Here is a 12,062-nt window from a genome sequence, read left to right as displayed (position 1 = left end):
TTTTCTTTCCAATGGCATGGCCGCTAATCCAACGGGGTTTTGCCTCACGCGATCGTTATCAGAGGATGTCGGGGATCATCTGGCTAAAGCTGACACCTCAACCTGCCCGCAGCACCCTCGCCTGACTGAAATTTATCGTCCGGACTGAGAGCAAAGACGTGGTCTATGCAGGCATTGTGTTTTACACTGCGCGCAGCAAAAACTGAGTAGATAAACGATTAAACAGGCGGTAATAGCGATGAACGGAACGATCACAACCTGGTTTCAAGATAAAGGTTTTGGATTTATCAAAGATGAAAACGGTGATAACCGTTATTTTCATGTGATTAAGGTCGCTAACCCGGAGTTGATTAAAAAAGATGCGGCGGTGACGTTCGAACCCACCACCAATAACAAGGGCTTGTCAGCTTATGCTGTAAAAGTTGCACCAGAAAGCAAATACATCTATATCGCCGGCGAGCGCATTAAGCTCACATCGATTAAGTCTTATCTGGTTTACAGCGAAGAAGTGCCTGCCGATACCGGCATCGATAAAGAAAATGCAGTGCTGTCTGTGGGTCTACTGATGAACAGCATCAGGCCGAAATCATCCGCCAAGCCCGGTGAAATGCGCTCGCTGAAAAAACTGGCGATCACCACCTTCCAGGGAACGACGTTAATTTTCTCGGAAGATGAGATAGACGTGGATGACACGGTGAAAATGCTTAAGGTCTAAAGCATTATTTTTCGTTTTTCCGGTTGCTTCGCTGAAAAAACGAAGTAAGAATTTACTATTCAGACCAGATGGCGCATGCAGCAACTGATACAGACATTGACCCGTAGAGGCTATTATGAGCAATGAAGTACCGATTAAATATTATGACATCGTGGATGAGTATACGACGGAATCCGCTGAACCGGTAAGCGAGTCAGAACGTGACCCGCTGGCACACTATTTCCAGCTGCTCATCACTCGCTTAATGAATAATGAAGAAATCAGCGAGGATGCGCAGAAAGAGATGGCCAGTGAAGCCGGTATCAATGAACGGCGTATCGATGATATCGCCACGTTCCTTAATCAATGGGGTAATGAGTAGCTGCGGTTGACACATCACAAAAAAAATCCGCAAACCAGAAAGTTTACGGATTTTTTATCAGAATAAACCAGCGTTAATGCGCGCCAGTTTACGCCTTATTATTCAGCATCAGCTGGCCTTTACTGTCCAGCGGAATACGGGTCCCCGGATCGTTTTCCATCCGGACTTTGCCCTGCTGGTCGCCGATTTTGTAAGTGACATCGTAACCCAGCATTTTATCATGCTTATCGTAGACCGTTTTGCAGCGCTGCTCGGTGGTGGTGTAGGTATCACGATCCTGCATAGCGCCCTGAACCTGATTACCACCGTAGCCACCGGCCAGTGCGCCAGCAACCGTGGCAACATCACGACCACGTCCTCCGCCAAACTGATGGCCTAACACCCCACCGGCGACGGCACCTAATACTGAACCGGCAATACGGTTTTCATCCTGCACCGGGCGACGGTGCGTTAAGGTGACGTTACGGCACTCCTGACGCGGATTTTTAATGGTTTCTTTAATCGGCGTTGCCGAGAGCACCTGAGCATATTGCGGGCCACTGTCAAACATATTCATTCCGGCGACCGCAGCAACACCCAGAGCAGCTGCAACACCAATTCCAATACCCGCCAACATTGATTTATTCACAGGAAATCCTCCTGACATTGTTACCGCGCATTGTTTTGCCATTGCGCGTTCCCTTGCAATTTTGGCCGACTCGGCGTGCGCGACGCGCCGTGGTACATACGGTGGATTTTGCAGAAACTGCGGCAGCGGAACAATCAGACAAATGGACGAATGTAATAAGGAAAGTCTTTTAGGAGTGTTCCTGGAAGCAGGTATTTGGTAACAACGTTGGCGGCAGCTTAATTATGTTCTGAAATGGCGGGAATAATCCCGCCATATTACTTAGTGCAGTTTCAGGCGCGGGCGAATCACCCGGTTAATACTGCCTACCAGCATCATCAGGCCGGTTTTGAAATAACCATGCAGTGCAATCTGATGCATACGATACAGCGAGATGTAGACGAAACGCGCAATGCGCCCTTCCACCATCATCGAGCCACGCATAAGATTACCCATCAGACTTCCAACGGTAGTGAAACGGGACAGTGAAACCAGTGAACCATGATCTTTATAAACGTAAGGTTTCAGCGTCTGCCCTTTCATCTGTGCCAGAATATTTTCCAGCGCGCGTGACGCCATCTGGTGCGCCGACTGGGCGCGTGGCGGCACAAAACCGCCGCCGGGCAATGCACAGGATGCGCAGTCACCAATGGCATAAATGTTTTCATCGCGCGTGGTCTGCAAGGTCTCATTGACCACCAGCTGATTGATGCGGTTGGTTTCCAGACCACCGAGATCTTTCATAAAGTCTGGCGCCTTGATACCGGCGGCCCATACCATCAAATCCGCTTCAATAAATTCTCCGGACTTGGTGTTCAGCCCTTTAGCATCGGCACTGGTCACCATAGTTTGCGTCAATACGCGCACGCCAAGCTTGGTCAGTTCCTGATGGGCAGCAGTCGAGATACGCGGCGGTAACGCTGGCAGGATACGCTCACCCGCTTCGACCAGCGTCACGTTTAATGCCTGATTATCCAGGCCTTTATAGCCGTAGCTGTGCAGCTGTTTGACCGCATTATGCAATTCAGCAGACAGCTCAACCCCGGTCGCTCCGCCACCAACGATGGCGATATTCACCTTCTCCTGCACGCCTTCATTCGATGAGAATTTCAGGAACAGGTTCAGCATTTCATTATGGAAACGACGGGCCTGCTGCGGGTTATCGAGGAAGATACAGTGGTCTTTAACGCCCGGAGTACCAAAATCATTGGAGGTACTGCCCAGCGCCATTACCAGCGTGTCATACGCCAGTTCACGCTCGGGCACCAGCAGTTCGCCCTGCGCATCGCGAATTTCGGCGAGGTGCAGACGTTTAGTTTCACGATTGAGATCGGTCACCGTTCCCAGCTGGAACTGGAAATGATGGTTGCGCGCATGTGCCAGATAACTCAGCGCATCAATGCCTTCATCAAGAGAACCGGTCGCAACTTCATGTAACAGCGGCTTCCACAAATGGCTGTGATTACGATCGACCAGCGTGATTTCGGCTTTGTTCTTGCGGCCCAGTTTGCGACCAAGCTGGGTTGCCAGCTCCAGTCCACCGGCACCACCACCGACGATGACAATTTTCTTCATTGGTGTAGTCAAACGACCCCCTCAAAATGTGAACCAATCGTTAATTAAAAGTTAAAATAATATCCTTAATTAACATAGGGTTGGCGAACTTAAATCGCTATCTGAAGGCAGGATAACATGGGCGGGTTACTTGGTCATACCAAAATTGATCGTGGTCAATTTTATTGATTAAAACTCAGATTATTACTCATAAAACTTATGATGGCCGATTGCCAGTCGGCCAAAAGCCGATGTTAGCCGAGGGTTTTGAACGCTTTAATTCGTTGTAAATGCGGGGAAATATTCTTGAACTTATGGCTTTGCTCTTCATCCCAGACGATCTCATAAAAGCTCTGCAATAATTGTGCGCTACGCTGATTATCCAGCGCTTCATCATGACGCGACAGCACTGTCAGGCAGCGATCGCGGTTCTTTTCGCGGAAGTTACTGACGCATTTTGTCGCGATATCCAGATACTCTTCCGGCCGGTCGATTTTGCCCGTCATGTTCTCGCCGGGAAACAGGTTGGGATTGACTATCACCTGGCGAATATCACAGAGAAAGCCGATTCTCTCCGCCCAGTATCCCCCCAGACCGACACCGCATATTAACGGGCGATCGTCGGAATTAAGCCGCAGCATCTTGTCAGTCTCTTTGAGTAAATGCTGCATATCATGTTTCGGATGCAGCGTACTGTAGCTCAGCAAGCGGACATCAGGATCGATAAACTGCAGTTGCAGCACTTTTTCATGATTACCCGGACTATTTGAATCAAAACCGTGCAGATAGATGATCATTGTAATCCTCGCCGATGAGATGCAAACCAACTTTGATAGTATAACCTGCCAGCGCTGACGAAATTGATCGCTGACAGGTTTTGCATGATACCGCGGCTAGCGCTGGCTGAGTTCAGCTTTGTGGGCCAGCCACTGATCGTGCAGCTGGCTTAACTGATTATTCGCCGTTTTCCAGCGTGACGAGGCCAGCAACTGCTGGCGGGTAAAGGTTCCCCGATGATACAGCTGACTGACGCGCTCCGCCCTGCGCGGTGCCAGATTGTCCAGTACGCTAACCGCACCTTCACGGTTATTGCAGACCAGAATCATATCGCAACCGGCATCCAGCGACGCCTGCCCACGCTCGGCATAGCTGCCCATAATGGCCGCGCCTTCCATCGACAAATCGTCAGAGAAAATCACGCCATCAAAACCCAGCTCACCGCGCAGCACGGTTTTCAGCCAGTGTGGCGAACCGCTGGCCGGGCGCGGATCAACTTCCGTGTAAATAACGTGCGCCGGCATAATCGCATCCAGTGCTTGCTCATCAATTAACTGTCGGAAGATTTGCATATCATGCTGACGAATCTCAGCTTCGTCACGCCCGTCACGCGGCGTCTCTTTATGCGAGTCGGCACTGACTGCACCGTGTCCGGGGAAGTGTTTGCCAGTGGTTTTCATTCCGGCTTCATGCATGCCATCAATAAAACGGCGCGCCACGGCCAGGGCAATCGCCGGATCCTGATGAAACGAGCGCTCGCCAATTGCCGCGCTGATATGTCCAATATCCAGTACCGGCGCAAAGCTGATATCGATATCCATCGCGATCATTTCCGACGCCATCAACCAGCCGGCCTGCTGCGCCAGCTCACCTGCGGTGGCACTGTCGTGCAACGCGGCAAAGGACTGCATCGCCGGTAATGAAGTAAAACCCTCACGGAAACGCTGCACGCGTCCGCCTTCCTGATCGACCGCGATCACCAGCCGATTGCGCGAAGCGGCACGAATCTGGCGAACCAGTTCACGTAGCTGTTGCGGATCGTGGTAGTTGCGGGTAAACAGAATCAAACCGCCCACCAGCGGATGCTGTAATATTTCGCGCTCTTCCGCATCCAGTTCATAACCCTGTACATCCAGCATTACCGGGCCAGGCGTGGTCAACTCCATCATATTTGAGATTCCCGTTTAAAAGCAGGCGATCATGCCAGACGATCGCCAAAGTAGTTACAGATGGAAAAATGGCAACAGCGGCGGTTAAACCGCCAGCCAGGCGTCAGCGGCAGCCTGATACAAATGAGGATCGCCACTTTGTTCGGCACGTAACTGATACCAGCTGGCCATCAGCAAGCGCAACCACGGCTGCCAGCGCCGCATCTGCCTGTGCAGTACATCCGCATCAATCTGATTATCAGCGGCATACTGCCTCACCAGCGTCGCGCATTGCGCCGCATTTAGCGGATTAGCCGCGGTGATTGCCGCCAGCTCTAACGCGATATCGCCGTCAGCGGCATACTCCCAGTCAATCAGGCGTAAGCGCGACCCGCACTGCAACAAATTACCGGCATGGACATCCATATGCAGCGGCGCAATACGCAGTGGCCGGGGCTCACCGCGTTGCTGTAAACGGCGCAGGGCGCGTAACCATTGGCAGTTACGCTGCTGGCATTGCTGCCAGTAGCTTTCCAGCAGCGGCAGCAGTTGCAGTCGGTAACCGCTCAGCGGTTGGTGATGCAGCTGGCTGAGTAGCCTTACCAGTTGATCAATCCGCGCGGCGAACTGCTTTTCATCCAGCACTTCGCCGTCCAGCCATTCCAGCAGTAACCAGTGCTGATTACGGCCAATCACCTGCGGCACCAGGCCACTGGCAGCAAAACGTTTAAGCAGCTGATACTCGCGACGACGGCTGACGAACGGAATCGGCTGCGGCGCTTCCCGGCGCGCCAGTATCCGTTGCTGACCAATCATCACGACGCCGGTTAAACCGGTCAGCCCGGCCAGCGGTGAAAAGCAACCGGCGGCCTTAGCCGCCGGGAACTGCTGGTCGATTAACCGTTGCAGTGCAGCATCAGTGCTGTACGTCACCGTTTCCAGACCAGATGATTTCGCCAGTCTGTACCAGCATCAGCTGCATTTGCAGCTCAGGAGATTTCACATCGCCCTGCGCATTGCTGTAAAGCACGTATTGCGCACCGACATAACGCGCCAGTCCAATCGCCTTACTACGCGACGTCAGGCTGTCTTCCGCCGACAGGCCCAGCGTCTGTTTCGCGGTATTCAGCTGCTGCGGGGTGATCAGGGTAAATTTGCCGTTATTAGCCAGCGAATTTTGCAGTGCGCTGGTGGCTTTTGCCGTCTGCAGGCTACCGTTGGTGCTGTTTTTAATCCGGTCGACTAACAACACGCTGCCTGGCGTAACGCCTTCGGCCTGCAACATTTTTGCCACCAGTGGCTGCACGCTGGCATCCCAGTTGATGGTGACAATCTTCGGCGGTGGCTGCACGGTTTCACCCGGCTCAGGCTGTGCCGGTGGCTGTTCGACCGGTTGCGTCGGCTGTACCGGTTCAACCGGCGCTGGCTGCTGCTGTGATTGATCACCATTGATACAACCGCTGAGAATCAGCGCCAGTAACATCACGCCGGAAAGTTTATAAATACTGCTGGTCACAATTTTCCCCTTAGAGATAGAGATAAAGTCGCACTTTGCTGGCGGTTAGGTTACCCAGTTGCGAAGCGATTTCGACTTTAGCATGTGCAGGCACCACAATCGTCCGCGGGCGCTCAAAAGGCCGGATTTCCAGTCCTTTGTCGTCATACCAGTAAAAGCGATAATTAACCGTTACCGGTTTTTCCTGCTGATTAAACAGCACGGTGCTGGCACGCTGTTGACCGTCCCGTTCACTGATATCAGGCTCATCAGTAATGATCCCTGCTGACAAAACCGCAGACTCCATCACCAGTGACTGTGAAGTATTGATCATTGACTGTTCGCTGCTGCAACCGCTCAGGGCCAGCAACAGGGGTATACCGGCAAGCAAAGGCCGCATAATGGTGTTCCGCTGAGTAATCAATGTGAAAGCATCGGACCGAGAGGACGACCGCCGACCAGGTGCATATGGATATGATAGACCTCCTGACCACCATGCCGGTTGCAGTTGATAATCAGACGGTAGCCATCTTCCGCAATCCCTTCTTCTTTGGCGATTTTGCCCGCCACGGTGATCATCCGACCCAGCGCCTGCTCATGGGCTTCGCTGGCATCATTAGCAGTGGCAATCAGCACATTGGGAATAATCAATACGTGAGTCGGTGCCTGTGGCGAAATATCACGAAAGGCAGTGACCAGCTCGTCCTGATAAACAATATCAGCCGGAATTTCACGGCGAATGATTTTACTGAAAATAGTTTCTTCAGCCATAGTGCAAATCCTTAGCAGAGAGATAAGTTAACGCAGTATGAGCGAGAAATTCGTTTTCTTTCAACCTTCAAGTCACTTTTCTTTCGCCAACTGCACGGCTTTACATCATTTCCCGCACTCACCGTCTCCACTCGACTCTTTTTGTGCGCCAGCTCGCAAATTTATCGTCCGCATCAAATAAAAATAAAACACTGTTTTATAAATTTAGACTCTGGTCAGCCTGCTCTTTGTATTTTTGCCACTTTTGCCGTCGGGCTTGCAGAATCGCGAAGGTTTAGCCGCCGCTCTCGCTCTACTTTCATGCCAGGCCGTATGCGTTTTCGGCCACCCCAATTATTCACTAAGCGCTGACCAGGGAGTCTCTCACATGCCCTCTCGTAAGATTGGATTAGCTCATTATCTCGCTTATGGCTCCGGCGACTTCCTCGGCGCAGGCACCACTGCGCTGACGGCAGCCTGGCTACTCTACTTCTATACCACGTTCTGTGGACTGACGCCGATTGAGGCCACATTTATCTTCGCGGCGGCGCGCGTGCTGGATGCGGTCATCAGCCCGCTGATGGGCTTCCTGACCGACAACTTTGGATCTACCCGGCTGGGAAAACGCTTCGGTCGGCGCAAATTCTTTATCCTGCTCGGCATTCCTTGCGTGTTTAGCTACAGCCTGATGTGGGTTGGCGATATGAGCTATCTTTATTATTTGCTGACCTACCTGCTGTTCGACATCGTCTACACCATGATTCTGGTGCCGTATGAAACCCTGGTGCCGGAGATGACCGATGACTTTAAGAAGAAAACCAAATTCTCAGGGGCGCGCATCGCGCTGGCGCAGCTATCAGCGATCCTTGCCGCCTTCCTGCCGGGCGTACTGTTAGGCATTTTTGGTAAAGATAACGCCATTTCGTTCTTTTACTCCAGCCTGGTGTTCTCGGTGATTTGCGCCGTGGTGCTGACGCTGGTGTGGTTTTATAGCTGGGAACGTGCGCCGGAGGATTTTTCTGCGGAGTCACGCCGGGCCGAAGAGGAAAAAAGTCAGCTGACCCTAATGCAGAGCCTGAAGCGGCTGTATGTCGAGCTGGCCTCCACTTTCCGCATTCGTATTTTCCGCCAGCACCTGGGCATGTATCTCGGCGGCTATATCGCGCAGGACGTGTTTAACGCAGTGTTTACCTGGTACGTGGTGTTTGTGCTGATGCAAAGCGCCCAGATCGCCTCGAATCTGATGGGCACGATGGCGATTCTGCAGTTTGTCGCGGTGATGGGCATGATCCCGCTGTGTATTCGCCTTGGGCCTGCACCGTCCTACCGCCTGGTGGTAATACTGTTTGGCCGCGCGGCCCTCTCCTACGCCGGACTGTGGTATGCCGGAATGAACGACAATCTGTCGCTACTGCTGGTGATTTCCGCAATCGCCGGGCTGGGTCGTGGCGGAATCAACTATGTACCGTGGAATATCTACACGTACATCGCCGATGTCGATGAGGTGATCACCGGTCAGCGCCGTGAAGGCATTTTCGCCGGAATTATGACGCTGACGCGTAAAGCCTCACAGGCTGGCGCAGTGATGTTTGTCGGCATCGTATTGCAGCTTTCCGGTTTTGTCTCCGGCCAGTCGGTGCAGAGCGAAGCCGTTACCCATACCATCCTGCTGATCCTCAGCGTTGGCACCGTCTGCGTGCTGGCCATTGGCTTCTTTATCTCACTGCGCTTCAAACTGAATCTGCAAACCCACAGCACCCTGCGCGAAGAGACGTTAAAAATGCGCGAGGCGGGTCGTGCAGTGCCGGATCGCATCACGCCGCAGGCTCGCGCCACGGTGGAAGTGCTGGCCGGAATGCCTTACGAGAATCTGTGGGGTAACAACAATATTGGTTTCCTTAATCGCAACAAAGCACCTGCCCCCGCACTGCCAGGCGCAGACACGGGCGCAGTGCCCATCACTCACACGTTGAAAAGATAGGATCGAACGATGACGGTATTCCCTGTAAAACAGAGCGCGTTACTTCGCCAGCCCGAATTTCTGCTGCCACGTGAAGAGCTGACCCAGTTGATCGCCCGGCTGACTGACAACCTGGTGAATATCACTGATACCAGCGGCGAGTTTCTGCTGCGGCTGGATGATGGACGGGTGATCGACACCAAAGGCTGGGCGGGCTGGGAATGGACCCACGGCATTGGCCTGTATGGTATGTATCACTACTATCAGCAAACCGGTGACCCAAAGACGCTGGCGATTATCGACGATTGGTTTGCCGCCCGCCTCGCCGAAGGCACACCGACCAAAAACGTCAACACCGTCTGCCCGTTTCTGACGCTGGCCTATCGCTATGAAGAGACCGGTAATCCAGCGCTGTTGCCAGTTCTGGAGCGCTGGGCAGAATGGGTAATGTACGAAATGCCACGCACCAAGTGCAACGGCCTGCAACACATTGTTTATAATAATGAAAACCACCAGCAACTGTGGGACGACACGCTAATGATGAGCGTGCTGCCGCTGGCGAAAATTGGCAAGCTGCTGAATCGTCAGGATTACACAGAAGAAGCCAGCTATCAGTTCCTGCTGCATGTGCAGTATCTGATGGATCGACAGAGCGGCCTGTGGTTCCACGGCTGGACGTTTGACGGCCAGCATAATTTTGCCAATGCCCGCTGGGCGCGTGGCAACAGCTGGTTGACGATTGTGATCCCGGAGTTTATCGAACTGATGGACTGGCCGGAAAATCACGCCACCCGCCGCTTCCTGCTGCAAGTGCTGGAGACGCAAATTGCTGCGCTGCAACAGTATCAGCATGAAAACGGGCTTTGGCACACGCTGATTGACGATCGTGACAGCTATCCGGAAGCCTCTGCGACCGCCGGTTTTGCCTATGGCATTCTGAAAGCAGTGCGTAAACGCTATATATCGCGGGATTATCTGCCGATGGCGGAAAAAGCGCTGCAGGGCGTGATTCGTCATATCAATGCCGACGGCGAGCTGACGCAGGTCTCGTTTGGCACTGCAATGGGCAAAGATTTGGATTACTATCGCCAAATCCCCCTTACCTCAATGCCTTATGGTCAGGCGATGGCACTGCTGTGCCTGACAGAATATCTGCGTGTTTATCTCTGACGGTTATCGCTGCGCGCATTCTCAGCCATAAAAAAGGGGAGCTTTCGCTCCCCTTTTTACCTGCGGAATCTGGCTTAGTGACTACGGATATAGTCGTCCATTTCCGTTTTCAGGTTGTCAGATTTGGTGCCGAAAATAGCCTGCACACCTGAACCTGCGACCACCACACCAGCAGCGCCCAGTTTCTTCAGGCCAGCCTGATCCACTTTCGCCACGTCGGCGACGCTGACGCGCAGACGGGTAATACAGGCATCCAGGTTAGTGATGTTATCTTTACCACCGAAGGCATTCACCAGGTTAGCCGCCATTTCGTTGGCAGCAGTGGTGCTCTGCTCGGTAGTCGCATCTTCACGACCCGGCGTTTTCAGATTCAGTTTGGCAATCAGTACCCGGAAGACGGTGTAGTAAACCAGACCGTACAGGATGCCGATAATCGGGAACAGCCAGATTTTGCTGCTGTTACCGCTCAGTACGATAAAGTCAATCAGACCGTGCGAGAAGCTGGTGCCGTTACGCATACCCAACAGAATACAGAGCGTAAACGCCAGGCCAGCCAGCAGCGCATGGATCACATACAGAATCGGCGCCACGAACATAAAGGCGAATTCGATCGGTTCAGTGATACCGGTCAGGAACGATGTCAGCGCAGCGGAAATCATGATACCGCCCACTTTGGCACGGTTTTCCGGCTTCGCAGAATGCCAGATGGCAATCGCAGCAGCGGGCAGTCCGAACATTTTAAACAGGAAGCCACCAGACAGTTTACCTGCCGTTGGGTCACCCGCCATATAACGTGGGATATCGCCGTGGAACACCTGGCCCGCTGCGTTGGTGTATTCACCAATCTGCATCTGGAAAGGTACGTTCCAGATATGATGCAGACCAAACGGCACCAGAGCACGTTCAACCACCCCGTAGATGCCGAATGCCATCACTGGATTCTGATAAGCCGCCCACTGGGAGAATTTCTGAATCGCCGTACCCACTGGTGGCCAGATAAATGACAGCACCACACCAAGGAAAATCGCCGTCATACCGGAAATAATCGGCACAAAACGTTTACCGGCAAAGAAGCCCAGATATTCAGGCAACTTAATGCGATAGAAGCGATTAAACATATACGCCGCGATGGAACCGGCGATAATACCGCCGAGCACACCGGTATCGGCAAGGTGTTGCGACGCTATCTCTTCTGGCGGAAGGTTCAGCACCAGTGGCGCTACCACGGCCATGGTTTTCACCATAATGCCGTAAGCCACTACCGCCGCCAGTGCCGAAACACCGTCGTTATTGGTAAAGCCTAACGCCACACCGATGGCGAAAATTAACGGCATGTTGGCAAAAACCGACCCGCCGGCTTCCGCCATAACGTGGGAGACAACGGCGGGCAGCCAGCTGAAGTTTGCTGACCCGACACCCAGCAAAATACCGGCAATCGGCAGAACCGATACCGGCAGCATTAGCGATTTACCAACCTTTTGCAGGTTTGCAAAGGCATTCTTAAACATATTGTGGTGCTCCTGAG

Annotated in this window: 13 protein-coding genes; 4 read left to right on the top strand and 9 right to left on the bottom strand. The window is 52.8% G+C overall.

Going from position 1 to position 12,062, the window contains the following annotated elements:
* The first annotated feature begins 232 nt into the window (after positions 1-232).
* Together RIN69_RS09535 and RIN69_RS09530 are read left to right on the top strand one after the other, a co-directional pair.
* On the top strand, positions 233-715 hold the full coding sequence (locus tag RIN69_RS09535; protein WP_313857680.1) for a cold-shock protein: 483 nt from the start codon (positions 233-235) through the stop codon (positions 713-715).
* Positions 716-830: 115 nt separating this feature from the next.
* Entirely contained in the window at positions 831-1,076 is a 246-nt protein-coding gene (locus RIN69_RS09530) for a YmjA family protein (RefSeq protein ID WP_313857050.1), read from the top strand.
* 88 nt (positions 1,077-1,164) lie between these two features.
* Here the strand turns inward: RIN69_RS09530 and RIN69_RS09525 are convergent, their stop codons facing one another.
* The 8 genes from RIN69_RS09525 to hinT form a co-directional block, all read right to left on the bottom strand.
* On the bottom strand, positions 1,165-1,704 hold the full coding sequence (locus RIN69_RS09525) for a glycine zipper 2TM domain-containing protein (protein ID WP_313857049.1): 540 nt from the start codon (positions 1,702-1,704) through the stop codon (positions 1,165-1,167).
* Positions 1,705-1,965: 261 nt separating this feature from the next.
* Complete coding sequence (locus RIN69_RS09520) at positions 1,966-3,270, bottom strand: NAD(P)/FAD-dependent oxidoreductase (RefSeq protein WP_313857048.1); 1,305 nt, start codon at positions 3,268-3,270, stop codon at positions 1,966-1,968.
* Between the two features lie 221 nt (positions 3,271-3,491).
* Positions 3,492-4,034: an alpha/beta hydrolase YcfP gene (gene ycfP, locus RIN69_RS09515; protein ID WP_313857046.1), complete on the bottom strand. Its 543-nt coding sequence runs from the start codon at positions 4,032-4,034 to the stop codon at positions 3,492-3,494.
* 96 nt (positions 4,035-4,130) lie between these two features.
* Positions 4,131-5,180: a beta-N-acetylhexosaminidase gene (gene nagZ, locus RIN69_RS09510; RefSeq protein WP_313857679.1), complete on the bottom strand. Its 1,050-nt coding sequence runs from the start codon at positions 5,178-5,180 to the stop codon at positions 4,131-4,133.
* A gap of 87 nt (positions 5,181-5,267) precedes the next feature.
* A complete protein-coding gene (gene thiK / locus RIN69_RS09505; RefSeq protein ID WP_313857045.1) occupies positions 5,268-6,095 on the bottom strand; it encodes a thiamine kinase in 828 nt (275 codons plus the stop codon).
* Entirely contained in the window at positions 6,079-6,645 is a 567-nt protein-coding gene (lpoB, locus tag RIN69_RS09500; RefSeq protein ID WP_390902535.1) for a penicillin-binding protein activator LpoB, read from the bottom strand. The genes thiK and lpoB overlap by 17 nt, the downstream gene beginning before the upstream one ends.
* Before the next feature lie 43 nt (positions 6,646-6,688).
* Positions 6,689-7,057 carry a YcfL family protein gene (locus RIN69_RS09495; protein WP_313857043.1) on the bottom strand — a complete coding sequence of 123 codons (369 nt, stop codon included), beginning with the start codon at positions 7,055-7,057 and terminating at the stop codon, positions 6,689-6,691.
* Positions 7,058-7,077: 20 nt separating this feature from the next.
* Positions 7,078-7,428, bottom strand: coding sequence for a purine nucleoside phosphoramidase (gene hinT / locus RIN69_RS09490; protein ID WP_313857042.1), 351 nt, complete (start codon positions 7,426-7,428; stop codon positions 7,078-7,080).
* Positions 7,429-7,795: 367 nt separating this feature from the next.
* Between hinT and RIN69_RS09485 the strand changes: the two genes are divergently transcribed.
* A complete protein-coding gene (locus RIN69_RS09485; protein WP_313857040.1) occupies positions 7,796-9,388 on the top strand; it encodes an MFS transporter in 1,593 nt (530 codons plus the stop codon).
* A gap of 9 nt (positions 9,389-9,397) precedes the next feature.
* Positions 9,398-10,537, top strand: a complete 1,140-nt coding sequence (gene bglB, locus RIN69_RS09480; protein WP_313857039.1) for a beta-galactosidase BglB — start codon at positions 9,398-9,400, stop codon at positions 10,535-10,537.
* 74 nt (positions 10,538-10,611) lie between these two features.
* Here the strand turns inward: bglB and ptsG are convergent, their stop codons facing one another.
* Positions 10,612-12,045: a PTS glucose transporter subunit IIBC gene (gene ptsG, locus RIN69_RS09475; RefSeq protein WP_313857038.1), complete on the bottom strand. Its 1,434-nt coding sequence runs from the start codon at positions 12,043-12,045 to the stop codon at positions 10,612-10,614.
* Positions 12,046-12,062: the final 17 nt, after the last annotated feature.

It is taken from the genome of Winslowiella toletana, from assembly GCF_032164335.1.
Lineage (GTDB): Bacteria > Pseudomonadota > Gammaproteobacteria > Enterobacterales > Enterobacteriaceae > Erwinia > Erwinia toletana_A.
Note: the sequence above shows the minus strand (reverse complement) of the source record. Positions and strands in the feature narration are given on the sequence as shown.